General features: G+C 71.3%; 25 protein-coding genes. 11 read left to right on the plus strand and 14 right to left on the minus strand.

Annotated features, from left to right (window positions below):
- Window positions 1–64: 64 nt before the first annotated feature.
- The 4 genes from AB0F15_RS05580 to AB0F15_RS05595 are packed head-to-tail and all read right to left on the minus strand — an operon-like array spanning window position 65 to window position 3,333.
- Window positions 65–385 carry a hypothetical protein gene (locus AB0F15_RS05580; RefSeq protein WP_360265653.1) on the minus strand — a complete coding sequence of 107 codons (321 nt, stop codon included), beginning with the start codon at window positions 383–385 and terminating at the stop codon, window positions 65–67.
- A gap of 58 nt (window positions 386–443) precedes the next feature.
- Entirely contained in the window at window positions 444–1,079 is a 636-nt protein-coding gene (locus tag AB0F15_RS05585; RefSeq protein WP_360266371.1) for a TetR/AcrR family transcriptional regulator, read from the minus strand.
- Window positions 1,076–2,599 carry an ATP-dependent acyl-CoA ligase gene (locus AB0F15_RS05590; protein ID WP_360265656.1) on the minus strand — a complete coding sequence of 508 codons (1,524 nt, stop codon included), beginning with the start codon at window positions 2,597–2,599 and terminating at the stop codon, window positions 1,076–1,078. The genes AB0F15_RS05585 and AB0F15_RS05590 overlap by 4 nt, the downstream gene beginning before the upstream one ends.
- Entirely contained in the window at window positions 2,596–3,333 is a 738-nt protein-coding gene (locus tag AB0F15_RS05595) for an enoyl-CoA hydratase/isomerase family protein (RefSeq protein ID WP_360265659.1), read from the minus strand. The genes AB0F15_RS05590 and AB0F15_RS05595 overlap by 4 nt, the downstream gene beginning before the upstream one ends.
- Window positions 3,334–3,434: 101 nt before the next feature.
- On the opposite strand from AB0F15_RS05595, the gene AB0F15_RS05600 reads away from it, so the two are divergent.
- Complete coding sequence (locus tag AB0F15_RS05600) at window positions 3,435–5,021, plus strand: amidohydrolase (protein ID WP_360265661.1); 1,587 nt, start codon at window positions 3,435–3,437, stop codon at window positions 5,019–5,021.
- 4 nt (window positions 5,022–5,025) lie between these two features.
- On the opposite strand, the gene AB0F15_RS05605 is transcribed toward AB0F15_RS05600, so the two are convergent.
- On the minus strand, window positions 5,026–5,175 hold the full coding sequence (locus tag AB0F15_RS05605; RefSeq protein WP_360265664.1) for a hypothetical protein: 150 nt from the start codon (window positions 5,173–5,175) through the stop codon (window positions 5,026–5,028).
- A gap of 64 nt (window positions 5,176–5,239) precedes the next feature.
- Here AB0F15_RS05605 and AB0F15_RS05610 point away from each other — a divergent pair, with 64 nt between their 5' ends.
- The 6 genes from AB0F15_RS05610 to AB0F15_RS05635 all read left to right on the plus strand — a co-directional run bounded on the left by AB0F15_RS05610 (window position 5,240) and on the right by AB0F15_RS05635 (window position 9,743).
- Window positions 5,240–5,680: a GNAT family N-acetyltransferase gene (locus AB0F15_RS05610; protein ID WP_360265666.1), complete on the plus strand. Its 441-nt coding sequence runs from the start codon at window positions 5,240–5,242 to the stop codon at window positions 5,678–5,680.
- A gap of 40 nt (window positions 5,681–5,720) precedes the next feature.
- Window positions 5,721–6,404, plus strand: coding sequence for a metal-dependent transcriptional regulator (locus AB0F15_RS05615; RefSeq protein WP_013230121.1), 684 nt, complete (start codon window positions 5,721–5,723; stop codon window positions 6,402–6,404).
- Window positions 6,405–6,473: 69 nt separating this feature from the next.
- Window positions 6,474–7,292 (plus strand): LLM class flavin-dependent oxidoreductase, encoded by an 819-nt coding sequence (locus tag AB0F15_RS05620; RefSeq protein WP_360265669.1) that lies wholly within the window; start codon window positions 6,474–6,476, stop codon window positions 7,290–7,292.
- Between the two features lie 72 nt (window positions 7,293–7,364).
- The gene (locus tag AB0F15_RS05625) at window positions 7,365–7,697 is read left to right on the plus strand and encodes a transcriptional regulator (protein WP_360265671.1); all 333 of its coding nucleotides are present in this window, start codon (window positions 7,365–7,367) and stop codon (window positions 7,695–7,697) included.
- A gap of 112 nt (window positions 7,698–7,809) precedes the next feature.
- The gene (locus AB0F15_RS05630; protein ID WP_360265674.1) at window positions 7,810–8,868 is read left to right on the plus strand and encodes an alcohol dehydrogenase catalytic domain-containing protein; all 1,059 of its coding nucleotides are present in this window, start codon (window positions 7,810–7,812) and stop codon (window positions 8,866–8,868) included.
- A 248-nt stretch (window positions 8,869–9,116) separates the two neighbouring features.
- A complete protein-coding gene (locus AB0F15_RS05635; RefSeq protein WP_360265677.1) occupies window positions 9,117–9,743 on the plus strand; it encodes an alpha-ketoglutarate-dependent dioxygenase AlkB in 627 nt (208 codons plus the stop codon).
- Here AB0F15_RS05635 and AB0F15_RS05640 read toward each other — a convergent pair.
- A complete protein-coding gene (locus tag AB0F15_RS05640; protein ID WP_360265680.1) occupies window positions 9,740–10,327 on the minus strand; it encodes a helix-turn-helix domain-containing protein in 588 nt (195 codons plus the stop codon). The genes AB0F15_RS05635 and AB0F15_RS05640 overlap by 4 nt on opposite strands.
- 82 nt (window positions 10,328–10,409) lie before the next feature.
- On the opposite strand from AB0F15_RS05640, the gene AB0F15_RS05645 reads away from it, so the two are divergent.
- Window positions 10,410–10,763: a hypothetical protein gene (locus AB0F15_RS05645; RefSeq protein ID WP_360265683.1), complete on the plus strand. Its 354-nt coding sequence runs from the start codon at window positions 10,410–10,412 to the stop codon at window positions 10,761–10,763.
- The gene (locus AB0F15_RS05650; protein ID WP_360265685.1) at window positions 10,756–10,986 is read left to right on the plus strand and encodes a hypothetical protein; all 231 of its coding nucleotides are present in this window, start codon (window positions 10,756–10,758) and stop codon (window positions 10,984–10,986) included. Before AB0F15_RS05645 ends, AB0F15_RS05650 begins: the two co-directional genes overlap by 8 nt.
- A 15-nt stretch (window positions 10,987–11,001) precedes the next feature.
- Here the strand turns inward: AB0F15_RS05650 and AB0F15_RS05655 are convergent, their stop codons facing one another.
- The 5 genes from AB0F15_RS05655 to AB0F15_RS05675 are packed head-to-tail and all read right to left on the minus strand — an operon-like array spanning window position 11,002 to window position 15,258.
- Complete coding sequence (locus tag AB0F15_RS05655) at window positions 11,002–11,850, minus strand: biotin-dependent carboxyltransferase family protein (protein WP_360265688.1); 849 nt, start codon at window positions 11,848–11,850, stop codon at window positions 11,002–11,004.
- Window positions 11,847–12,458 carry an allophanate hydrolase subunit 1 gene (locus tag AB0F15_RS05660; protein ID WP_360265691.1) on the minus strand — a complete coding sequence of 204 codons (612 nt, stop codon included), beginning with the start codon at window positions 12,456–12,458 and terminating at the stop codon, window positions 11,847–11,849. Before AB0F15_RS05660 ends, AB0F15_RS05655 begins: the two co-directional genes overlap by 4 nt.
- Entirely contained in the window at window positions 12,455–13,207 is a 753-nt protein-coding gene (locus AB0F15_RS05665) for a 5-oxoprolinase subunit PxpA (protein ID WP_360265693.1), read from the minus strand. The genes AB0F15_RS05660 and AB0F15_RS05665 overlap by 4 nt, the downstream gene beginning before the upstream one ends.
- 1 nt (window position 13,208) lies before the next feature.
- The gene (locus tag AB0F15_RS05670; RefSeq protein ID WP_360265696.1) at window positions 13,209–14,003 is read right to left on the minus strand and encodes a putative hydro-lyase; all 795 of its coding nucleotides are present in this window, start codon (window positions 14,001–14,003) and stop codon (window positions 13,209–13,211) included.
- Between the two features lie 10 nt (window positions 14,004–14,013).
- The gene (locus AB0F15_RS05675) at window positions 14,014–15,258 is read right to left on the minus strand and encodes an MFS transporter (RefSeq protein WP_360265699.1); all 1,245 of its coding nucleotides are present in this window, start codon (window positions 15,256–15,258) and stop codon (window positions 14,014–14,016) included.
- Window positions 15,259–15,375: 117 nt separating this feature from the next.
- Between AB0F15_RS05675 and AB0F15_RS05680 the strand changes: the two genes are divergently transcribed.
- Complete coding sequence (locus tag AB0F15_RS05680; protein WP_360265701.1) at window positions 15,376–16,098, plus strand: GntR family transcriptional regulator; 723 nt, start codon at window positions 15,376–15,378, stop codon at window positions 16,096–16,098.
- 255 nt (window positions 16,099–16,353) lie between these two features.
- On the opposite strand, the gene AB0F15_RS05685 is transcribed toward AB0F15_RS05680, so the two are convergent.
- The 3 genes from AB0F15_RS05685 to AB0F15_RS05695 all read right to left on the minus strand — a co-directional run bounded on the left by AB0F15_RS05685 (window position 16,354) and on the right by AB0F15_RS05695 (window position 21,384).
- Window positions 16,354–18,216, minus strand: coding sequence for a ricin-type beta-trefoil lectin domain protein (locus tag AB0F15_RS05685; protein WP_360265704.1), 1,863 nt, complete (start codon window positions 18,214–18,216; stop codon window positions 16,354–16,356).
- Between the two features lie 76 nt (window positions 18,217–18,292).
- Window positions 18,293–19,504: a family 16 glycosylhydrolase gene (locus AB0F15_RS05690; protein ID WP_360265706.1), complete on the minus strand. Its 1,212-nt coding sequence runs from the start codon at window positions 19,502–19,504 to the stop codon at window positions 18,293–18,295.
- Window positions 19,505–20,148: 644 nt separating this feature from the next.
- Window positions 20,149–21,384 (minus strand): ROK family transcriptional regulator, encoded by a 1,236-nt coding sequence (locus AB0F15_RS05695; protein ID WP_360265708.1) that lies wholly within the window; start codon window positions 21,382–21,384, stop codon window positions 20,149–20,151.
- Window positions 21,385–21,516: 132 nt separating this feature from the next.
- Here AB0F15_RS05695 and AB0F15_RS05700 point away from each other — a divergent pair, with 132 nt between their 5' ends.
- Window positions 21,517–22,773 carry an ROK family transcriptional regulator gene (locus AB0F15_RS05700; protein ID WP_360265711.1) on the plus strand — a complete coding sequence of 419 codons (1,257 nt, stop codon included), beginning with the start codon at window positions 21,517–21,519 and terminating at the stop codon, window positions 22,771–22,773.
- The last annotated feature ends 132 nt before the right edge of the window (window positions 22,774–22,905 follow it).

Consider the following 22,905-nt stretch of genomic DNA (forward strand, 5'->3'; position numbering starts at 1 on the left):
AAGCCCCGGACGACGGCGCCGTCAGGACCGCCTTCCCGGCGGCCCTGACGGCGCTTCGGCTTGCTTACTTCTTGTTGCGGATGGCGATCGGGACGCCCGCGAGGTCCTCTTCGTTGCACAGGAGCTTCACGTCGTAGTACGGCGAACCCTGACGGTCGTCGTAGTCGAGGTGGATGGCCAGGACGTCGAGCGGCTCGCCCAGCCACTCCTGAGCCTGCCGTAGCCACGCGGAGCACCGTGCCAGGGCAGTGGGGAGATCGTCATCGCGGAACTCGACGGGGCGATAGGGCACATCCTGCACCTGATCGCGGGGGCTTTCCGGCGTCGGGAGACCCGGCGCGAGACCCGAGTCGTCCAGTTCCAGTTGGATCGTTTCCTCAGTCACCCTTCGAGCGTCCCCCACGCACGCCGTCTGGGCAAGGCGTACACAGGTAAAAGCGCCGCTAAACGGACACCCCCCACTCTTTCGCGACGATTTCCCGGCACCGTCGCAAGTCGGCGACGCCGGGCGCCGACGTGCAGCCCAGCGCCCTGGACGCCAGCTCCGCGTAGTGCTCCGCGAGCTCGTCCAGCGCCAGCGGGCCAAGTGGGGAATACCACCTCGCGACGCCGCTGCACATCTCCAGCAGCGCCAGCCGGGTCACCGCAGGGTGCTCCACACGGAACACCCCCGCCGCCACCCCGTCGTCGATCGCCGACGCCCACAGCCGTTCGTAGGCGTCCCGCAGGGCCACCACCGGTTCGCGCGCGGCCGGGGACAGCACGTCGACTTCGTTGTCCACCACCCGGGTTTCCGCCGGCCCGACGGCGTGCGCGAGGACGTGCAGCGCGACCAGCGTGCGCAGCCGGTGCACCGGATCGCCGCCGCCCGCGGTCGCCTCGCGGGCGGCGTCGAGCAGCCGGTTCAGCGCGGTGCGCATGATCTCCGCGAGCAGATCCTCTTTGGTGCCCATGTAGTGGTACAGGCTGGCCGAGGAGAGTTCCGCCTCCTGCGCCAGATCACGGATGCCGGTGCCGTGGAAGCCCTTGGTGGCGAACAGCTTCACCGCGGCCGCGTGCACCCGCTCCCGGCTGCTCACAGCCACGCTTCCGCCTTCGCGTCCCAGGAGCCGGCGCGCGGGTCCGCGACCTTGCGCAGCTCGCCCTTGGCCACCCGCTCCGACGGCGTCATCGGCAGCGCGTCGGCGAACGCCCAGAACCGCGGAACCTTGAAGTAGGCCAGTTTCCCGGCGCAGAACGCGGCGAGCCCGGCGGGGTCCGGCCGGTCGCCGTCGCACACGACGTACGCCTTGATCTCCTCGCCGCGCAGCTCGTCGGGCACCGCGACGACGGCCGCCAGCCGCACCGCCGGGTGCAGCAGCAGGGCGCGCTCGACTTCGTCGGCGGAGACGTTCTCGCCGCTGCGGCGGATCATGTCCTTCGTGCGGCCGACGTAGTGGACGCGGCCGGCGGCGTCCATCCGGGCGAGGTCGCCGGTGTGGAACCAGCCGTTCTCGAACGCCTTCGCCGTCGCGTCCGGATCGTCGTGGTAGCCCTGCATCAGCCCGATCCCGCGGATCAGCAGCTGTCCGGTTCGCCCGCGCGGCACCGGCTTCCCGTCGTCGCCGGCGATCAGCACTTCGCGGTCGCGGACCGGCCGCCCGATGCAGCCGGTACCGACGGTCTCGTCGTGGTCGGCGGCGGTCAGCCGGATGTCGCTGCCGGTTTCGGTCATCCCGAACGCCTCGTACCACGGCACGCCCCAGCGCTGTTCCAGCTCGGCGTGCAGCTCGCGCGGGATCGCGGACGCGCAGATCGCGCGGACGCGGTGGTCCCGGTCGGCAGCGGAGGGCTCCTGGCGCAGCAGCAGCGCCGGCATCAGGCCGAGGCAGTAGAACCAGGTGACGCCGTGTTCGCGGACCTTCGCCCAGAACGTGCTGGGGTGGAAGCGGTCCAGCACCACGAGGGTGGCGCCGCCGGCGAGCCCCAGCGCGACGTTCCACTGTGGATCGATGTAGTGGAACGGCTGTGCGGTCAGGATGACGTCGTCCGCGCCGACGGCGGGGAAATCGGTGACCAGGCCCACCGCGAGGGTCGTCCAGTAGCGGTTCGGCAGGACACAGCCCTTGGGTGCGCCGGTGGTGCCGGACGTGTACTGGATGTTCACCGGCAATTCGGGCACCGGGGTGAACGCCGGTGGTGCGCCGGCCGCGTCGAGCCGGTCCGGGGTGACGACGTCGGTGAGGCCGATCCGGCCGAGCAGCTCGGTGAACTCCGGCGCGGCGACGGTCAGCTTCGCGCCGGAATGGCGGAGGACGTGGGCGCCGTCGAACTCCTGGTAGTTCGTGTTGACCGGCACCAGTTGCGCGCCGATCCTGGCCAGGGCCAGCCAGATCAGCGGGAACTCCGGCTGGTTGCGCAGCATCACGGCGACCCGGTCGCCCTGGCCCACCCCGCGTTCGGCGAGGGCGGCGGCGAACCGGGAGCTTTCGCGGTCGACGTCGGCGAAGGTGAAGCGCCGGCCGGTCTCGTCGAACACCCAGGCGGTGCGCTCCGGCCACAGTGCGGCGGCCCGCGTGACGAGCTGGGTCAGCGTCCCGATTTCGGCCAGGGGGGTCACGCCCGGCTCCGGAAGGCTTCCGTGGATGCGGCGACCGCGGCAGAGTGCTCGGTGATCAGGGCGTGGCTGACTTCGAGTTCGAGGGCGGGCTCGACGTCGATGGGCGTGTCGAGGACGCGCTTCGCCATCGCCGCGGCCGCCGCCGGGTGCCCGGCGATCCGCTTCGCCCAGCTCAGCGCCTCCGCCTGGAGCTGCTCGGCCGGTACCGCGGCGTTGACCATGCCCAGTTCGGCGGCCTTCCGGCCGTCGAAGCGCTCGCCGAGCAGCAGGAGCTCCTTCGCCTTGAGCGGGCCGACCAGCAGCGGGAGCAGCCGCGACGCCGCGCCGGTGACGCTCAGGCCGAGCGAGACCTCGGGGAACGCGAACACGGCGTCCTCGGCGGCGAGGATCAGGTCGCAGCCGAGCGCGAACTCCGCACCGGCGCCGATCGCGTAGCCGTGCACCGCCGCGATCACCGGCTGACGCAGGGCGCGCAGCCGCCGGGTGACGTCCTGGAGCCGGTCCAGCCGCGCCCGCGAGTCACCCTCGGGGGTGGGTTCCTTGAGGTCGTGGCCGGCGCAGAAGGCCCGGCCGTTGCCGGAGAGCACGACGACGCGGGCGTCGCTGCGGGCGGCGGCGTCGAGGGCGGTGAGGAAGTCGTCGACCAGGACGGCGGCGACCGCGTTCAGCCGCTCGGGCCGGTTCAGCCGGATCTGCGCGATGCCGTCCTCGACGGCGAACTCCACGGTGGGCATGGCGCCGATGCTAGACGTTCGATCGATCGATCGATAGCCTCTGAATGGTGCCGCGGCGCGAAGCGCCTCCGTTGAGGGTGGCGGCGGGGAGGAAGGCGGAGATGCGGGTCGATGCGGTCTACGAGAACGCCACGGTGTGGACGGGCGTGGGCGTCACCAGCGCACTCGCCGTTCTGCACGGCCGGGTCGTCGCAGTCGGGGACGACGCTCGCTCGCTTTCGTCGCGCGACCGGGTCGACCTCGCCGGTGGCTTCGTCGTGCCCGGGTTCCACGACGCGCACAACCACATGGCGTGGTTCGGGATGGGCCTCGACGACGTGCCGCTCGGCGGCTGCCGCAGCGTCGAAGAGGTCTACGACGCCGTCGCCGCGCGGGCCGCGACGCTGCCGGCCGGGAGCTGGGTGGTCGGCAGCGGGTACGACCAGAACAAGCTCGCCGGCGGGCACCCCGACCGCGACGGGCTCGATCGGGCGGCGCCCGGGATGCTCGTGCGGCTCAAGCACACGTCCGGGCACATGACCGTGGTCAACTCGGCCGTGCTCGACCAGCTCGATCTCGCGAACGTGCCGGTCGGCGGGGACGTCGTGCTCGCCGCCGACGGCTCGCCGACGGGGCTGCTGCGCGAGCAGGCCCAGCTGCTGCTGCGCCCCCTGACGTACCCGACGCCGGTGGAGCGGGTCGTCCGCGGCCTCGACCGGGCGTCCGAGCGGTACCTGGCCGAGGGCATCACCAGCGTCCAGGAGGCCGGGATCGGCGGCGGCCTGGTCGGGGAGACACCCGCCGAGCTGGCCGCCTACCAGGAGGCGCGCGACCGCGGCGTGCTGCGCGTGCGCAGCACGGTGATGGTCGCCGCGAGCGTGCTGCACGACCTGCCCGACGACGCCGGCTTCGGCCTCGACCTCGGCCTGCGCACCGGCCTCGGCGACGAGTGGCTGCGCGTCGGCCCGATGAAGCTGTTCGCCGACGGCTCCCTGGTCGGCCGCACCTGTGCCATGCACGACCCGTTCGACGGAGAGCCGGACAACCGCGGCTACTTCCAGGTGCCCGAGGACGAGCTCGCGCGCACGATCCGCCGGGCGCACGACGCGGGCTGGCAGATCGCGACGCACGCTATCGGCGACCGCGCGATCACCGTCGTGCTCGACGCCTACGACGCCGCGCTGGCCGCGACGCCGCGCACGGACCACCGGCACCGCATCGAGCACTGCGCGGTGCTCCAGCCCGCGGAGCTGACCCGGCTCGCCTCGCTCGGCCTCATCCCGTCACCGCAGGGCCGGTTCGTCAACGAGCTCGGCGACGGCATGCGCGCCGCGCTGGGTGAGTCCCGCGTGCCCTGGTGCTACCGGCTGCGCAGCGTCCTCGACGCGGGTTGCGTCCTGCCCGCGTCTTCGGACCGGCCGGTCGTGAACGGCGCTCCGCTGCTCGCGCTGGCCGACATGGTGCGTCGGCGCACGGCGTCCGGCGCGCCCTTCGCACCGGAAGAGGCGTTGACGCCGGAGCAGGCGCTGCGCGCGTACACGTACGGATCGGCGTACGCGACCTTCGCCGAGCGTGACCTGGGCACGCTCGAACCGGGGAAGCTCGCAGACTTCGCCGTGTTGTCCGGATCGCCGCTCGAAGAGTCCGCTTTGGACGAGCTCAGCGTGCAAGGGACCGCCGTCGGCGGCGAACTGCGTTATCAAGCGTGATGACTCACTTCCTCCCCACGAACTCGGCCGCTTCTTCCGCCAGCGCGGACCAGGGCTGCGTCGACCCGAAGCCGCCGGTCGCGCCGGGTGGCGTGATGCCCGGACGTCCGGTGAACTCGTCGACCAGGCCCACGAACTTCTCCTCCGGCGACATCGACCACCTCCCTCTCCGCCACGCCCGACAGTAACGACCACCACCGACAGAAACGGGAGCCGAGATGCCCGTCCGCGACGCCGTCTTCGAAGACATCGAAGAGATCTGCGCGCTCATCGAGGAGCACGCCGTCTACGAGGACAACCACGATCTGAAGCTCGACCGCGCCGAGATGAGCGGGCACCTTTTCGGGCCGGACCCGAAGGCGTGGGTGCTGATCGCGACGCCACCCGGCGAGCCCGGCCGGGTGGCCGGCTTCGCCTTCTGCAGCTGGAACTTCTCCACGTGGGAGGCGCGGCCGGGGATCTGGCTGGACGACCTGTTCGTCCGGCCGGCGTACCGCCGCCACGGGCTCGGCGGCGAGCTGCTGGACGAGCTGCGCAGCCGCACGACCGGGCGCGTCGAGTGGGACATGCAGGAAGGCAACGAAAAAGGCGAGGCGTTCTACGCCCAGCTGGGCGCGGAGCCGGTCCCGGGCTGGATCCGTTACCGCTGGCGAACGTGAACTTTCACGAGAAAGAACCCGGCCCCGTATCGTATGCGGCATGGGAGATGGTTCGGTCCGGAGATCCTCGTCGGTCGAGGACTACGTCCGGGTGATCTACGGCCTGGTCGAGCGGGGTGAGGCGGTCACCAACGCGTCGCTCGCCGGCCGGCTGGAGGTCAGCCCGTCCTCGGCGTCGGGGATGGTCACGAAGCTGTCCCAGCTGGGCCTGGTCACCCACGTGCCGTACCGCGGCATCGAGCTCACGGCCGACGGCAGGCTGCTGGCGCGGTCGGTGCTCCGGCGCCACCGGCTGATCGAGACGTACCTGGTCTCGGAGCTCGGCTACACGTGGGACGAGGTCCACGCGGAAGCCGACGCGCTGGAGCACGCGGTGTCCGACAGGCTGGTCGAGCGCATCGCGGCGAAGCTGGGCAACCCGGTCCGCGACCCCCACGGCGATCCGATCCCGGCCCCCGACGGCAGCGTCGAGGAACTGCCGGTGCGCATCCTGGACGACCTCCCGCCGGGCGCGGTCGGCGAGATCGTCCGGGTCTGGGACACCGACCCGGAGCTGCTGCGGTACCTGACGGAACACGCCATCAACCTGGGCGAACGCATCGAGGTGGTGGAGCGCCAGCCGTTCGGCGGCCCGATGGTGGTGAAGGTCGGCTCGCCGCCGGATGCGGCTACGCACGCGATCGGCAAGGAGATCGCCCAGGCGTTGTCGGTCACCCTGCGCTGAGAGGCGTACGCGCGGGTGACGTCGTGAAGCGGATGTGGTGACCGGCCCCCGCACCCCACCATGGCCCGCATGAAACCTTTCCGCTTCGGCATCGTCGCCGGTTACGCGCCGGACCTCACCTCGTGGACCGCCCAGGCCGAGCGGGTCGAGAAGCTCGGCTTCGACACCCTTCTCGCCACCGATCCCGTCGGCCGGGCCGACCCCTTCGTCCTGCTGGGGGCCGCCGCCGCGGTCACCCTGGACCTCACCGTCGGGACCTTCGTCCTCGCCGACCCCTTCCGCGACGCGAAGGCGCTGGACTGGCAGGTGCAGACCCTGCACCGGCAGACCGGTGGCCGGTTCGAGCTCGGGCTCGGCGCCGGGCGGCCCGGGGCCCGCGAACACGCGGAAGCTCTCGGCCGGGAATTCCCCGCACCGGGTGAGCGCATCGCACGGATGGCCGCCACCATCGCGCACCTCAAGCGCGAAGCGGACCGGCCGCGGCTGATGCTCGCCGGCGGCGGACCGAAAATGCTGGCGCTCGCCGCGCAAGAAGCCGACACCGTCACGTTCAGCTGGGCACCGAAAACGACCGAAGCCGAAGCGACGTCCATTGTGGATCGATTCCGTACCCTCGCCGGTCCGCGGCTGCCGGAGATCGAGCTGAGCCTGAACCTGATGGCCGTCGGCGCGGAGCCGTCGCCCGAGATCGCGCGCTGGGCCGGGGCCGACGTGCCCGAACTCGCCGCGGCCGGTGCGGTCACCGTGCTGCCCGCGGATCCCGGGCAGGCCGCGGAAAAGCTTCTCCGCTGGCGTGACCAGTGGGGGATTTCCTACGTCACGATCAACTCCGGCTACGCGGAACCGTTCGCCGCGATCGCCGACGAGGCGCGCAAGGCAGGTGGGTGAGAGCTCTTCCGATCTTGCGAAGCGGCGCCTACGCTCCAATGTTCGTAATCGGGAGTGCTTCGGAGCGTTGTGATGACCGGTCAGCGAACACGCACCATCGACCGGGGGGAACAGGCGGAGCTCGGCAAGCTGCTGGCTGCCGGACCGTTCGACGTGGCCCTGCGGGCGGCGATCCGGGCCCGTGGCCTCGGCCTCGAGCGGATCCGCTATCGCTTGCGCGGCAGGGGAACCACGGTCAGCCTGGCCACCCTCAGCCATTGGCAATCGGGGCGGTGCCGGCCGGAGCGGCCGGAATCGTTGAACGCCTTGCGGAATCTCGAGGACATCCTGAACGTGCCGGACGGCTCGCTCAGCAAGCTCCTCGGGCCGCCCCGCGGAAGGACGAGGTTCCACGCGCTGAACTGAGAGACACCAAGGGATCCGCTCAGTTGAGCAAGGCGCCGATCCGCGCCCGGCTCGCTCGACGGCACCCGTTCCGCCGCCGGATCGGCGACGGACGGCACACTAGGCTCGCGTCATGCGAGCTGTGGTGATGGAGGAATTCCGCGTCCCGCCCGTCGTGCGGGACGTGCCCGAGCCGGTGGCCGCGCCGGGCGGTGCGGTGCTCGAGGTCGACGCCACCGGCGTGTGCCGCAGCGACTGGCACACCTGGCAGGGGCACGACACCGCGGTCACCCTGCCGCACGTCGCCGGGCACGAGCTCGCCGGCCGGATCGTCGCGCTCGGCGAAGGCGTGCGCGGCTGGGAGCTCGGCGCGCGCGTCACCGTGCCGTTCGTCTGCGCCTGCGGGACGTGCGCCCAGTGCGCCCGCGGCGACCAGCAGATCTGCGACCGCGAATTCCAGCCCGGCGCCACGCACTGGGGTTCGTTCGCCGAGCGCGTCGCCATCGAGCACGCCGAGACGAACCTGGTCGCGTTGCCGGACTCGCTCGGCGCCGCCGAGGCCGCGGCCCTCGGCTGCCGGTTCGGTACGGCGTTCCGCGCGGTACTGCGGCAAGGCCGCGTCACCGCGGGCCAGTGGGTCTCGGTGTACGGCTGCGGCGGCGTCGGGATCTCCGCGGTGCTGCTGGCCGTCGCGGCGGGAGCGAAGGTCGTCGCGGTCGACGTCTCGTTGCGCGCTCTGGCGTTGGCGGCGAAGTCGGGCGCGGTGCGCACCGTGGACGCGTCGGCGTTCGACGGCCCGGAAGCCGTGGCCGAGCACGTCCGCGAACTGACCGGCGGCGGGACGCACGTCTCACTCGACTGCCTCGGCTCGCCGTCGACCTGCGCGGCGTCGGTCGGCAGCCTCCGCAAGCGCGGCCGGCACGTCCAGGCCGGGCTGATGCCGCCCGCGCAGGGCATCGCGCCGATCCCGATGCACCGGGTCGTCGGCGGCGAGCTGGAGCTGGTCGGCATCCACGGGCTCCCGGCGCACGAGTACCCGGAGCTGCTGCGCGTCGTCGAGACGGCCGGGATCGACCTCTCCGGGCTGATCGGGCGGCGCATCGGGCTCGACGACGTCCCGGCCGCGCTGGCCGCGATGAATGACCCCGTGCCGGCCCAGGCGGGGGTGACCGTCGTCACGTTCCGCGACTGATCGGCGGCACCGAGGTCAAGTGACCCGTTTGTAGCTGATCCACGCTGGCTTGTGACATTCAGGTGTGGGAACGTCTACTTCATGGTGGCCCAGAGCGAGGGGAATCGGCCGCAGGAGCCTTCCGCTGGACCATTCGGGCGGCTCCTGCGGCTGTTTATCAGCGCAGGTGTCACATTCCGCGGTCACCATGTCGTTCCCTCGACGATCACTGATCGTGTGCGACGGGAGTCTCCGGCACAATCGAGGTGATGGACGCCCTCCTGCCGCGCCCGCGCGCCGAGCTCGCGCCCGGGGCGGTGCACCTGCCCGACTGGCTCGGCTTCGACGAGCAGCGCGAGCTGGTCGCGGCCTGCCGCGGCTGGTCCGGCTACCGGCGCACCCGCCTGCCGAACGGCGGCGTGATGTCGGTGAAGTCCGTCTGCCTCGGCTGGCACTGGTACCCGTACGGCTACTCGCGCACGACCGGTGAGGGGACGCCGGTGCTGCCGTTCCCGGACTGGCTCGGCGACCTCGGCCGCCGCGCGCTGGCGGCCGCGTACGGCGCACCCGCCGAGGCGTACGCGCCGGACGTCGCGCTGGTCAACTTCTACGACGCCACCGCGAAGATGGGGCTGCACCAGGACAAGGACGAGCGCAGCCTCGAGCCGGTGGTGTCGATCAGTCTCGGCGACGCCTGCGTGTTCCGCTTCGGCAACACCGAAACCCGTGGCCGGCCGTACACCGACGTCGAACTCCGCTCCGGCGACGTGTTCGTGTTCGGCGGCCCGTCCCGGCTCGCCTACCACGGCGTGCCGAAGACGCTGCCGGGCACGGCGGACCCGGCGCTGGGCCTGGCCGGGCGGCTGAACATCACGCTCCGGGTGTCCGGACTTTAGTCCTCTGTGGACTCCTCGGTGTCTTCCTCGGGCACCACGATGAACCGGACGGCCACCGACCGCGAACCTTCGGGGTGGTGTCCCGGCTCGGTGACGTACTTCCACACCAGGTTCTGGTACTCCTCGACGAAGGACGCGACCTGGTCCTTCGTGAGGTGCAGGCCGGCGCGGTAGATCTGGTTCCAGCCCGCGGAGGTCTCGTAGCCCGCGTAAGCCCGGGTGACCAGGCCCAGGTCGTGGCTCATCTTGAGCGCGCCGAGTTTGAGCATCGCTTCCCGCTCGTCCGGCGTCAGTTCGAGGCCGGGCGGGGTGTAGATGTCCTTCGACCGCGACTTCCACCAGCGCTCGCGGCCGTCCCCGCGGTCTTCGATCTCTTCGATCAGCTCCAGGTCGGCGAGCTTGCGGAGGTGGTAGCTGGTCGTCCCGGTGCTTTCGCCGAGGGCCTTCGCGACGCTCGTCGAGTTCGCTTCGCCGTGTTTGCCCAGGTAGCTGAGGATGTCGCGGCGCACCGGGTTGGCCAGTGCCTTGTAGAAGGCCTTGAGATCCGCGCCGGTGAGCACGCGTCGTGCGGGACGTTCGACCATGCCGGGAGCGTACTACAGAGATTGTTTGCAAAGAATCTCTGCAGTCGCTACCTTGGGTCGGGAGAGAACTCGGGGGGTTCGCATGAAGAAGGTCTTCTGGGCGGCCGGGCTGTGCCTGCTGCCGTGGATCGCGGTGCTCGGGCTGGCGCTGCCGGACGTCGTCGCGGCGCAGCACTGGCGGCTGGCCTGGACGGGCCTCGACGCCGCCGAAGCGGCCGGCCTGCTGTTCACGGCCTGGCTGCTGAGCCGGGGCGACGTGCGGACACCGCTGGTCGCGACGGCCACGGCGACGCTGCTGCTGGCCGACGCGTGGTTCGACGTGGTCACGGCCGGCGACGACGTGGTGTTTTCGCTGCTCATGGCCGGGCTGGAGGTGCCGCTGGCGCTGGCGTGCCTGTCCGTCGCCGTGCCGCGGCCGGTGCCGGCGCATGTCTGAGCTGGACGCGCGGCTGCGCGACGAGATCGACGACCAGGTCGCGGAGGCCTTGGACGCCTACCTCGCCGAGCGGCGGCCGCGGCGGCGGCGCGCGTGGCCGGTGGTGGTGACGGTGGTACTGGGGGTCGTCACCACCTGGCTGGCCCCGGGCGCCGCCTGGGCGGCGTGGCTCGCGATCGGGGCCACGAACGCCGCCTGGTCGGCCTTCCGTGGCCGCTCGTGAGTGGTAATTCGCGTTCTAACCCGAATTACCACTCACGAGGCGGAACCGCACGGTCTGACCCGGTCGCAGCTGTGCGGCGAGATCGAGGTCGTCCTCCTCGACGACGGCGATCACCGGGTAGCCGCCGGTCGTCGGGTGGTCGGCGTGGAACAGGATCGGCCGTCCCGACGGCGGTACCTGCAGTGATCCCGGCACACAAGCCTCCGACGGCAGCTCGTCGTGGCGCGCCCGGGCCAGTGCCGCCCCGGTCAGGCGGATGCCGACGCGGTCCGAATCCGGCGAGACCGTGTACACAGTGGACAGCAGCTGGTCCGGCGAGGCGAACCAGTCGCGGCGCGGTCCCGGCGTCACGCGCAACACCGGATCCGCGGGCACGGCCGCCCGGGGCGCCAGGTCCACCACCGGAAAGGTGCGCGGAGCCGGGCCGATCGGCAGGAACATCCCGGCTGTCACCGGTGGCGGGCCCAGCTTCCCGAGCGTGTCCGTCGCCCGGGAGCCGAGCACCGGCGGCACGTCGATCCCGCCGCGCACCGCGACGTAACAGCGCAGGCCCGAAACGGCCGTGCCCAGCGCGAGTTCTTCCCCGGGCCACAACGTGATCGGCCCGTTCGGGCCGCCTTTCGAGAGCGGGCAGGGAGCGCCGGTCACCGCCACCGTGGTCAGGCCCGACGCGCGCAGCACCAGCCCGCCGAGCGTGACCTCCAGGGCCGCCGCACCGGCCGGGTTCCCGACGAGCCGGTTGGCCAGCCGGAACGACCCTCGGTCGGCCGCGCCGGACCGGCCGACGCCGAGCGCGGCGTGCCCCGGACGGCCGAGGTCCTGCACGGTCGTCGTGAACCCCGGCCGCACGACCTCGAGCTTCACGACGGCACCGCCGCGAAGCGGACCCGGGTGCCCGGCGACAGCAGGTTCGGCGGGTCGCGCTCGACGTCCCACACCGGCACGTCCGTCCGGCCCAGCAACCGCCACCCGCCCGGCGACGCGCTCGGGTAGATCGCGCTGTACTCGCCGGCGATCGCCACCGAGCCCGGCGGGATGCGGGTGCGCGGCGAAGACCGGCGGGACACGTGCAGGGCGGGGTCCGAGCCGGTCAGGTAGGCGAAGCCCGGCGCGAACCCGCAGAACGCCGAGACGTACGAACCCGCGGTGTGCCGCTCGATCAGCGAAGCCACGCTCAGCCCCGTCTCCGCGGCGACGTCGGCCAGGTCTTCGCCGTCGTACACCACCGGGATCACCACCTCGCCCGCGTCGGCCGCGACACTGTCCACAGGGGACACTTGACGTAGCAGTGCGCCCAGCCGTTCCGCGTCCGTCACCGACGGGTCGAAGCGGACCAGCAGCGTACGCGCCGCCGGGACGAGTTCCACGACCCCGTCCGGCGGCGACTGCGTCAACGCCGCCTGGAAGCCCAGCACGTCGTCCACTTCCACCAGCACCGCGCGGCGGCCGCACGGCAGCAGCCGGACGGTCATCCGGTGAACGCGGTCAGCGGGACGTCCGCGGCGGTCAGGCCGGCGCGGATCCGGCGGGCGAGCTCGACCGCGCCCGGCGTGTCCCCGTGCACGCACAGGGAGTCCGGCCGCAGGCCGAGCCGGCCGCCGTCGGCCGTCACGACCCCGCCGCCGGTCGCCATCGCCACCGCCCGCTCGGCCACCGCCGTGGCGTCGTGCAGCACCGCGCCCGGCTGCTTGCGCGACACGAGCCGGCCTTCCGCGGTGTACGCGCGGTCCGCGAACGCCTCGGCGTACGCGACGACGCCGGCTTTCTCCGCCTGCCGCTGCATTTCCGAGTCCGGCAGGCAGAGCAGCGCCAGCGCGGGGTCGTACCGGCGCAGGCCCTCGACGATCGCCGCCGCCTGCTCGGCGTCACCTGCCGCGGTGTTGTACAACGCGCCGTGCGGCTTCACGTACGTCACGTGGCTGCCCGCCGCGCGGGCGAACGCGTCGAGCGCGCCGATCTGGTAGAGCACCTCGTTCGCCAGGTCGTCCGGGGCGATGTCGAGCGCGCGCCTGCCGAAACCGGCCAGGTCGCGGTAGCCGACGTGCGCACCGATCGCGACGCCGCGCTCGGCCGCCAGCTCGCACACCCGCCGCATCACCGACGGGTCGCCGGCGTGGAAGCCGCAGGCGACGTTCGCGCTGGTCACGATGGCGAGCATGGCTTCGTCGTCGCCCATCTTCCAGGCGCCGAAGCCCTCGCCGAGGTCGCTGTTCAGATCCATTTCAGCCCACCCGGTATTCGCTGTCGTACCGATCGGTGATGAACATGTACCCCGGCGCGTGCGTGATCGCGAACGGGGGCCGGGACGCCATCAGCGCCGCCTGCGGGGTGACCCCGCAGGCCCAGAACACCGGGACGTCACCCGGTTCCGCGTCCACCGGATCGCCGAAGTCCGGCCGGGACAGGTCGTCGATGCCCAGCGCGCGCGGATCGCCGATGTGCACCGGCGCGCCGTGCACGGCGGGCATCGCGCGGGTGAGCCGGACGGCGTCGTCGACGCGGTCCTCCGGGATCTGGCGCATCGACACCACCAGCGGGCCGAACAGCCGCCCGGCGGGCTCGCACTGCCGGTTCGTGACGTACATCGCGACGTTGCGGCCCTGCTCGACGTGCCGCAGCGGGACGCCTTCGGCGGCCAGCGCCGTCTCGAACGTGAAGCTGCAGCCGATGGAGAAGGCGACCATGTCGCTGCGCCAGAGGCCGGTCGCGTCCGACACCTCGCCGGCCAGCACGCCGTTCTGCCAGATCCGGTAGCGCGGCAGGTCGGTGCGCAGGTCCGCGCCCTCGGCGAGCCGGGTGGCGGGATCACCGGGGTCGGTGACGTCGAGCAGCGGGCACGGCTGCGGGTTGCGGGTGCAGAACAGCAGGACGTCGTAGGCCCAGTCCTCGGGCACCGCGATCAGGTTGGTCTGGGTGAAGCCGCCGGCCCAGCCGGTCGTCGGCCGGGAGTGGCCGCGGCGGAACGCTTCGCGCGCTTGCGCGGGGGTGAACGTCGCGGGTTCGTCAAAGGTCGTCATGAGATCCCCCTCAATCAACGAGTTCGATGCCCCGGGTCTCCGGGAGGCCGAGCAGGGCCAGCACCGCGATGCCGTAGCCCAGCGCGCCGAACACGATCGCTCCGCCGGCGCCCATGAAACCGACCACAGTCGGGAAGATCGCGCCGACCGCGCGGCCGAAGTTGTAGGTGAAGCCCTGTCCGGTGCCGCGCAGGGCCGTCGGGTACAGCTCGGCGAGGTACGCGCCGAACCCGCTGAAGATCGCCGACATCGAGAAGCCGAGCGGGAAGCCGAGCACCAGCACGAGCCCGTTCGCGCCCGTGGGGATCTGCGTGTACGCGACGATCAGCGCGGCCGACAGCAGCGCGAAGGTCAGGAAGGTCTTCTTGCGGCCCATCAGGTCCGTCAGGTAGCCGCCGCAGACGTACCCGACGAAGGCGCCGGTGATGAGGAACGCGAGGTAGCCGCCGGTGCCGATCACGGTCAGCTCGCGCGTCTTCTTCAGGTAGGACGGCAGCCACGTCGAGATCGTGTAGTACCCGCCCTGGACGCCGGTGGCCAGCAGCGCGGCGAAGAACGTCGTACGCAGGAGGTCACCTTTGAAGATCCGGACGAGGGTACCCTTCGGACGCTCGGCCTTCAGGCGTTCCTCCGCACGCGGGGCGTCTTTGACGCTCTTGCGGACCCACAGCACGAGCAGCGCCGGGATGACGCCGGTCCAGAACATGATCCGCCAGGCCACGCCGTCGCTGGCGATGGTGAACACGACGGTGTAGACGATCACCGACAGGCCCCAGCCGACCGCCCACGCGCTCTGCACGAACGCCACGGTCCGGCCGCGGTACTTCGCCTGCGAATACTCGGCGACCAGCGCCGCGCCGGCCGCCCATTCGCCGCCGAAGCCCAGGCCCTGCAGGGCGCGGAAGACCAGCAGCGTCTCGAAGTTGGGCGCGAAGCCGCAGAGCACCGTGAAGATCGTGTACATCGCGATGGTGATCTGGAGGGTGCGGACGCGGCCGATCCGGTCGGCCAGCATGCCGGCGCCGACCCCGCCGACGGCGGACACGACCAGCGTCGTCGTGCCGAGCAGGCCGGCTTCGCCGCTCGAAATGCCGAAGTACGCGGTGATCGCGGCCAGGCCGAGCGGCAGGGTCTGGTAGTCGAACGAGTCCAGGCCGTACCCGCCGAACGCGCCCACGAAGGCGCGGCGGCCGCGCTTCCCGAGCGTGCGGAACCAGTCGAACGGCCGCGCCTCGGTAGCGGTAGTGGCAGTCATGGGGCACCTCCTGGCCAGTGTCTCTCATCGTGGCGTGCCTCACACGGTAGAGATTGTTGAACAATTCCACAAGAGTGCAATTGGATCGTCCTCCGGGAGGTGGGTAGCATCGGAGGCGTGGTCATCGAAGACAGCGGGCTCCCGGGCCTGGCCGCCGACCGCGGCCTGGTCACCCGCAAGAGCACGGCCGAACGGGTCGCCGGCGTCCTGCGCAACCGCATCGCGGAGGGGTTCTTCCTGCCCGGCGGCCGGTTGTCGGAGCAGGACATCGGCAACGCGCTCGGGGTCTCCCGCAACACGCTGCGCGAGGCGTTCCGGCTGCTCACGCACGAACGGCTGCTCGCCCACGAGCTCAACCGCGGGGTCTTCGTCCGCATCCCGAGCGTCGAGGACGTCGTCGACATCTACCGGGTGCGCAAGATCATCGAGTGCGCGGCGGTCCGGGGGGTGACGGCCAAGCCCGCGTCCTTCCCGCGGATCAAGGAGAAGGTCGAGATCGGGGACGAGGCCGCCCGCACCGGCAACTGGAAGGACCTCGGCACCGCGAACGTCTGGTTCCACCAGGAGCTGGCCGCGCTGTCCGGCAGCGAGCGCGTGAACGAGCTGGTCGGCAGGCTGACCGCCGAGCTGCGGCTGGTGTTCCACATCATGGCCGAGCCGCGGCGCTTCCACGAGCGCTACCTGCCGCGCAACCACGAAATCCTTGACCGCATCGAGGCCGGTGACGGCCCGGGCGCGGAGCAGCTGCTGATGAAGTACCTCGACGACGCGGAGGAGCAGCTGGTGAGCGCGTACGCCGACCGCGCGGAGGCGGCCCGCGCGGCCATCGCGGCGGAGTAGCCCATCCGGGGGCGTTCGGGCACGCTTGGCGTCCGGACGGCCCGAGCACGACCCGGACACGAGGGCTCCTGGCTACGCTCGGTGGTGGTTCCGTCGCCGGAGACCCCCAGCGGCAGGCGGGACCCACGCTGCCGGGTCGCCGCTTCCCCAGGGCCGCGGCCCGGCAGCCCTCCCGCACAGGTGAAGGCCACCTTGGACTCGTCCGAGGTGGCCTTCACGGGGTGCCAGTCGACGACGCTTCCGGTGGGCTGTTCGTCAGGCCGGGACGGTCCACTTCTGGTTGGCCGCACCGGTGCAGGCCCAGATCTGCAGCCGGGTGCCGTTGGCGGAGCTGTTGCCGGTCGCGTCGAGGCACTTGTTCGACCCCGAGCCGACGATCTCCCGGGCCGCGGTCGCCGCCCACCGCTGGTTCGCCGTGCCGCCGCAGTCCCAGAGCTGGAGCTGCGCACCGTCCGCTGTGGACTGGCCGGTGACGTCGAGGCACTTGCCGAGCGCGCGGATCGTGCCGTCCGGGCCGACGGTCCACTGCTGGGCACCCGAGCCGTTGCAGTCGTAGAGCTGGACGGCGGTGCCGTTGGCGCTGTTCGCGCCGGCGACGTCGAGGCACTTGCCGCCGAGGCCGGTGATCGGGCCGGTCTTGCCGGTGCCACCGCCGCCGTTGCCCTGGGTGCCGCTCCAGGTGAAGGTCGCCGAGGTGTGGCCGGGCAGGGTGTAGGTGAACGAGGAACCTCCCCAGTTCACCCGCACGCTCTGGTTGCCCGTGCCGGAGTTGTACGCGATCAGCGCCTTCGAGCCGTCCGGGTTCTTCCAGGCAACGTTGCGGACGGCCGGGCTGTCGTTCGAGTCGATCCGGTACGCACCCGGTTTCACGAACTTCGTCAGGTGACCCATCGTGTAGTACTCGACGGTGTAGTCGACCTGCCCGCTGCGCGAGTCTCCGTTGTGGACGGTGATCAGGCCGGTGCACTTGTCGCAGCCGCCGTTGTGCGGGCCCATGTTCTGGTCGACGCCGAGGCTCCACTTGACGAAGCTCTTCGACCAGTTCCGGGTGTAGTCCACGATGTTGTTCATGTCCTCGGCCTGCTGGTCCGAAATCCAGGTGCCGCCGGAGTGCTCGGTCGAGTACGCGTTGACGGCCGGGTACTGGTTGTGCGTGGTCGTCTGCTGCCCGATGTCGCCGCCGTAACCGTGCCACGCGACGCCCCCGAAGTTCGGGTGGGTGCGGATCGCCGCATCGTCTATCGTGGGCGCGCCGTAGGCGGCGTAGGTGTCCCAGTTCCAGTCCAGCGCCAGTACCTTTGTGGACAGACCGGCGTTCCGCAGTGCGGGCAGCAGGTTGTTCTTCGCGAAGTACGCCAGCCCGGCGCCGGTCCAGTTGGTCGACGGGTAGCTCGCGCAGCAGGTCGGCTCGTTCTGCATCGAAACGTAGTCGATCGGCACGCCGGCGGCCTGGTAGGCCTGGAGGTACTTGACGAAGTACTGCGCGTAGGCCGGGTAGTACTGCGATTCGACCCAGCCCAGCAGGTAGCTGTCGTTGTCCTTCATCCACGGCGGCGCGCTCCACGGCGACGCCATCACCTTGGCCTGCGGGTTGAGCTGCTTGGCCTGCTCGGTCAGCGGCAGCACGTCGGCCTGGTCGTGCGCGATGGAGAAGTGCGTCAGGTTCGGGTCGGTCTGGCCGGCCGGCACGTCGTCGAAGGTGTAGCTGTAGCGGGCCAGGTCGGACGCGCCGAGCGGGTTGCGGATGAAGCTCAGCCCGATGCCGGTGTTCGGGTCGAACAGCTTGCGCATGGTGTCGTCACGGGTGGCGGCGGAGAGGGCGCCGCTCGAGTTCAACAGCCACGCCGCGGTGTCCGTAAAGGACGCTCCGCCGCCTTCGAACTGCTGGTAGGTGGTGTTTTCGTTGACGTTGATGGTCACGCCGCCGGTGCCGGTGCCCGCGGCGAAGGTGATCGGCGTCTGCTGCTGGAGGCCGCGGGTGACCTGGCGGCCGCCGGAGTCGCCGGTGGTGGTGAGCCAGACGTTGACCGTCTCGCCCGCGGCCTGCGCCGGGGCGGCGAACGTCGCCGCGGCGAGCGCGGTCACGCCGATCATCGCCAGGAGAGAGCGGTTTCTCATGGGAGCGTCCACTTCTGGGCCTTCTCGATCGGGGCGGGAACGGGGGCCGGGAGCGCGGGGCTCCCGGCCCCGGTGATCAGGGCGTGGTCCACTTCTGGTTCGCGCCGCCGCCGCAGGTCCAGATCTGCAGCCGGGTGCCGTTCGCGCTCGAATTGCCGGTGGCGTCGAGGCACTTGTTCGCGTTCGGGTTCACGATGTCACGCGCCCCGGTGACGACCCATTGCTGGGCACCGGTTCCGTTGCAGTCGTAGAGCTGCACCGCTGTCCCGTCCGCGGTGCCGGCGCCGGAGACGTCCATGCACTTGCCGAGGGCGCGGATGGTGCCGTCGGTGCCGACGGTCCAGCTCTGCGCGGCGTTGCCGTTGCAGTCGGTGATCTGGATCGGCGTGCCGTTGGCGCTGTTCGCACCGGCGACGTCGACGCACTTGCCGCCGATGCCGGTGATCGTGCCGGTCCGGCCGCCGCCCTGGCTCGCGGTGTTGGTGACGTGCACGTAGTCGACGACCAGTTGCTGCGGGAACTGCGTGCTGCTGTTGGGATCGCCGGGCCAGTACCCGCCGACGGCGAGGTTCAGGATGACGAAGAAGTTGTGGTCGTACACCCAGCGGTTGCCGTTCAGGTCCGACGGCGTGCGGGTCTGGTAGAGGTTCCCGTCGACGTACCACTTGATCTGGTTGGGCGCCCAGTCGATGGCGTAGGTGTGGAAGTCGTCGGAGAAGTTCGGGCCGGTGTAGGCGGCGCCGATGCCACCGGAGCCGGAGTAGCCCGGGCCGTGGATGGTGCCGTGCACGGTGTTCGGCTCGAACCCGACGTTTTCCATGATGTCGATTTCCCCGTCGGTGGGCCAGTTTCCACCGCCGAGCATCCAGAAGGCCGGCCACATGCCCTGCCCGCGCGGGAGTTTCATCCGCGTCTCGAAGTGGCCGTAGGCCTGGCTGAACTTGCCGGCGGTGTTCAGCCGGGCGGAGGTGTACTCGCACCGGCCGTACCAGCAGTTGTAGTTGCCGGGGTTTTCCTTCTTGGCGGTGATGACGAGGTGGCCCTGGCCGTCGAGCTGGGCGTTGTTCGTGCCGGAGGTGTAGTACTGCCGCTCGTGGTTGTTGACGTTGTCCCCGGTTTCGAGCTGCCACTTCGACCCGTCGACGCCGGCGCCCGCGGGGCCGGTGAAGTCGTCGGTGAAGGTGGCCGCCGCGGCGGCGGGGGACGGGTTCACGAACTGCTGCCCGAGCAGGAGCAGCGAACAGGCGGCGAAGAGTGCCGCCCAGCGGTTCTTTTTCGAGGTGGACATCGTTGTCGCCTCTCTCACCGTGGGGACCGGCGTTCCGCGCGCAGCACGGAACGCGGGGAGGGGAGGTGGCCGCGCGTGCCGGGGCGGCGGCAGGCGTGACCGTGCAGGAGCTCGCCGGGCTCGCGCGGCGGTGCGCGGGCGGCAGCGTCTTTGTTGTTTCTGACAACAAAGTATGCATGGTCCAGACAAGTCGGGCAACCGTCGAACGGTCATTTTTTTCAACCCGAATTAAGGGGGAGGTGGGGGCGCCGGGGTGGGTGCCGGGCCTTGTCCACAGCCCGGCCGTGATGTGGACAAGGAGGCTCGGGTGGCTGGTTTGCGGGGATTTCTGTCGGGTGGTCTCGATACGCTGGAGCGGGGATGGCCCCCTTGGGAGGGCGGGCTCTGCGTGGGGTGGGCGGAGGGGGCAGGGCAAAGCCATGGCCAGCGATCCGGCGGAATCAGCGGGAAGGCGTGCCGTCGGACAGGCCGCCGCTGCCACGCGGGTCGCTCGCCGTCGCGATGACGGTGGTGCTCGGTGCCGCCGGCGGTGTGGAGGACGGCGGCTCACCCCGGCACGCTGAACCTGGTGCTCGGGATCGTGATCTTCCTCCGCGGTGCCTTCCTCGGGGGTGACCTGGGCCTGGTTCAAGGCCCGCCGGTGATCAGGCCGCGTCGGAGTCCGGGGCGCTCGGCTTCGCGATCCTCGGCGTTGCGCCCTGCTCCAGCAGGTCCGCGACCGGGAGCGTCGCCGCTCCCGTGGCCACCGCGTCCAGGCCCAACGAGCCCAGCTGGATCGACGTCTGGCTGAACGGGTGCCGCAGCGCGTGCTCGCCCGCGGCCGCCCGGATGCGCGGCAGCAGCTGCTCGCCCAGCGCCAGCCCCGCCCACCCGCCGAGCACGATCCGCTCCGGGTTGAACAAGTTGATCAGGTTCGCGATGCCCGCGCCGAGGTAGCCCGCCGTTTCGTCGAGCACCCGCGCCGCCGTCTTGGACTTCTCGGCCGCCGCCAGCAGGGCCGAAAACTGCGCCTGCTCGTCCTCGCCCGTGATGTCCTTGCCCCGCGCCCGGCGGTAGCGGGCCAGGACCGCGCCCGCGCCGATGTACGCCTCCAGGCACCCTCGCGCGCCGCAGCGGCACTCCTGCCCGCCGTACGCGATCGTCGTGTGGCCCCACTCGCCCGCGCTGCTCGTCGAGCCGCGGTACGTCGTTCCGTCCGTCACCACCGCCGCGCCGACGCCCGAGCCGATCAACGCGATGACCGCGTGGCGCGCTCCGCGACCGGCGCCGAACCACATCTCCGCCTGGCCCTGGGTCTTCGCGCCGTTGTCCACGAACAGGGGCAGGCCGACGCCCGCTTCCTGCAGCAACGCCGCGAACGGCACCCCGTCCCAGCCGACGGTGGGGGCGTGGACCAGCACGCGCGATCCCTGCTCGACCGTGCCCGGCACGCCGATGCCGACGCCCAGCACGCCCGATTCGTCGATCCCGGTGCTCGCGAGCACCTCCCGCAACCCGGACGTCACCTGCTCGACCGCGGTCGAGGCGTCGGGCGCCTTCGGCAACGGGTGCTCGACCGTCGCCAGCCGGTTCATCGCCAGGTCGAACAGCTCGACCTTGACGCCGGTTTCGCCGATGTCGACGCCCGCGACGTGCCCGTACGCCGGGTCGACGCGCAGCAGCACGCGCGGGCGGCCGCCGTCGGATTCGACCTGTCCGGCTTCGGTGATCAGGCGTTCTTCGCCCAGTTCGGCGGTCACGTTGCTCACCGTGGCGGCACTCAAACCGGTGAGCTGGCTGAGTTCGTGCCTCGACAGCGGGCCGTCGAAGTACAGTTTCGACAGCAGCAGGGATCGGTTGTGTCTCCGCAGATCACGGACGGTGGTGCGCTTGCTTGCCATGGGCAACCCATCTGAACTCTTACCGGCTCACTGACAGGATGCCCGATCACCGTAAGTTGTGGCTATGTATTAAGTACTGAACTAAGTCCCGAACTGATGGTGACTGGGTCGCGGTCTGGCACAATCCTCCCGGTGACCCAGGTGGCGCGCCAAACGACCAGAGACCTCAGACGGCACAACCGCGCGGCCCTGCTCTCCTCGCTCTACCTCCGCGGTCCCGTCAGCAGACTGGAACTGGTAGCTGAATCGGGACTGTCGGCCGCTACCGTTACCAACGTCGTCTCCGAACTCATCGCGGACGGGGTCGTCGCCGAGGCCGGATCGGTCGAATCGGACGGCGGGCGGCCGCGGACGCTGCTGGCGGTGCGGCCCGGATTCGGCCACGTCGTGGGCGTCGACGTCAGCGAGACGCACGTCGAGGTCGGCCTCTTCGACTGTGCCCTCGGCACCCTCGGCACCGTGCGCCACCCGCTCGTCGGCACCCGGCTCGATCCGGACGAAGTGGCCGGCTTGGTGCGCGCCGGCATCGCCGAAGTGCTCGAAGACGGCGATCCGGACGCGGTGTTCGGCGTCGGCGTCGGCGTGCCGGGCGCGGTCCGCGACGGCGGGATCGTGCACGCACCCACCCTCGGCTGGCGCGGGGTGAACTTCGCCGACCTGATCGACCCGCACATCAGCGCGCTGTTCCCGGCGGGGCCGAGCCTCGAACTCCGGCCGGGGGCCGAGCCGCCCTGGCCTCCCCGAACGATGCCCCTCCACCTGGACAACCGCGCCCGCACCCTCGGGCAGGCGGAGGCCTGGCGGGGCGCCGGCCGCGGTGCCGGGCGCGCCATCGTCGCCCTTCTCGGCGTGGGTGTCGGGGCCGCCGTCGCGACGGCCGGGCGCTCGCACCCGGACATCACGACCAGCGAGTGGGGCCACACCGTCGTCAAGGCGGCCGGTGCGCCCTGCCGGTGCGGCTCGCACGGCTGTCTGGAGGCCTACGTCGGCATCGAGGCGGTCGTCCGCCGCTACGCCGGCCGCATCGGCAAGGAACCGGTCATCGGGGATGAAAGTGACGCCGAACTGGCGCGGATCGTCGCCGAAGCCCGTGACGGCGGGCCGGCCGCGGAGGTGCTGGCCGAGACCGGCGAGTACCTCGGGATCGGCATCGCGAACCTGATCAACCTGCTCAGTCCGGACCGGGTCGTGCTCTCCGGCTCGGCCGGCGCGATCATGGGGCCGGCGATCCTGCCCGCGGTCCGCGACGCCGTGCGCCGCCATGCGCTGGACTACCTGGCCGAGCGCACCGAGGTCGTCCTCGGCAGGCTGGGGCCCGAGGCGGTCGCGCTCGGCGCGGCGACCCTGCCGATCGCCCAGCTGCTGGCCAGCGGTGGCCGGACCGGGTGAAACCCTTGCGCGGCAAGGAGGACTTCACCGAGAGGTCCAGACCGGCAGTTCTTTTAGCACTTAAACTTAGGTACAAAACGTTACCGCGGTGTTATTGACGTGACCGGAGTCACCCGGGTTGACTTCGGGGCG

The organism is Amycolatopsis sp. NPDC026612 (assembly GCF_040638285.1).
Lineage (GTDB): Bacteria > Actinomycetota > Actinomycetes > Mycobacteriales > Pseudonocardiaceae > Amycolatopsis.

Coding starts and splice junctions, on each gene's coding strand:
- AB0F15_RS05610 (WP_360265666.1), top strand. CDS start 5,240: ATGCCCGTCCGCGACGCCGTCTTCGAAGACATCGAAGAGATCTGCGCG.
- AB0F15_RS05670 (WP_360265696.1), bottom strand. CDS start 14,003: ATGACGACCTTTGACGAACCCGCGACGTTCACCCCCGCGCAAGCGCGC.
- AB0F15_RS05595 (WP_360265659.1), bottom strand. CDS start 3,333: ATGCCCACCGTGGAGTTCGCCGTCGAGGACGGCATCGCGCAGATCCGG.
- AB0F15_RS05695 (WP_360265708.1), bottom strand. CDS start 21,384: ATGGCAAGCAAGCGCACCACCGTCCGTGATCTGCGGAGACACAACCGA.
- AB0F15_RS05615 (WP_013230121.1), top strand. CDS start 5,721: ATGGGAGATGGTTCGGTCCGGAGATCCTCGTCGGTCGAGGACTACGTC.
- AB0F15_RS05600 (WP_360265661.1), top strand. CDS start 3,435: ATGCGGGTCGATGCGGTCTACGAGAACGCCACGGTGTGGACGGGCGTG.
- AB0F15_RS05690 (WP_360265706.1), bottom strand. CDS start 19,504: ATGTCCACCTCGAAAAAGAACCGCTGGGCGGCACTCTTCGCCGCCTGT.
- AB0F15_RS05645 (WP_360265683.1), top strand. CDS start 10,410: ATGAAGAAGGTCTTCTGGGCGGCCGGGCTGTGCCTGCTGCCGTGGATC.
- AB0F15_RS05630 (WP_360265674.1), top strand. CDS start 7,810: ATGCGAGCTGTGGTGATGGAGGAATTCCGCGTCCCGCCCGTCGTGCGG.
- AB0F15_RS05665 (WP_360265693.1), bottom strand. CDS start 13,207: ATGGATCTGAACAGCGACCTCGGCGAGGGCTTCGGCGCCTGGAAGATG.
- AB0F15_RS05640 (WP_360265680.1), bottom strand. CDS start 10,327: ATGGTCGAACGTCCCGCACGACGCGTGCTCACCGGCGCGGATCTCAAG.
- AB0F15_RS05625 (WP_360265671.1), top strand. CDS start 7,365: ATGACCGGTCAGCGAACACGCACCATCGACCGGGGGGAACAGGCGGAG.
- AB0F15_RS05605 (WP_360265664.1), bottom strand. CDS start 5,175: ATGTCGCCGGAGGAGAAGTTCGTGGGCCTGGTCGACGAGTTCACCGGA.
- AB0F15_RS05620 (WP_360265669.1), top strand. CDS start 6,474: ATGAAACCTTTCCGCTTCGGCATCGTCGCCGGTTACGCGCCGGACCTC.
- AB0F15_RS05675 (WP_360265699.1), bottom strand. CDS start 15,258: ATGACTGCCACTACCGCTACCGAGGCGCGGCCGTTCGACTGGTTCCGC.
- AB0F15_RS05660 (WP_360265691.1), bottom strand. CDS start 12,458: ATGACCGTCCGGCTGCTGCCGTGCGGCCGCCGCGCGGTGCTGGTGGAA.
- AB0F15_RS05635 (WP_360265677.1), top strand. CDS start 9,117: ATGGACGCCCTCCTGCCGCGCCCGCGCGCCGAGCTCGCGCCCGGGGCG.
- AB0F15_RS05685 (WP_360265704.1), bottom strand. CDS start 18,216: ATGAGAAACCGCTCTCTCCTGGCGATGATCGGCGTGACCGCGCTCGCC.
- AB0F15_RS05650 (WP_360265685.1), top strand. CDS start 10,756: ATGTCTGAGCTGGACGCGCGGCTGCGCGACGAGATCGACGACCAGGTC.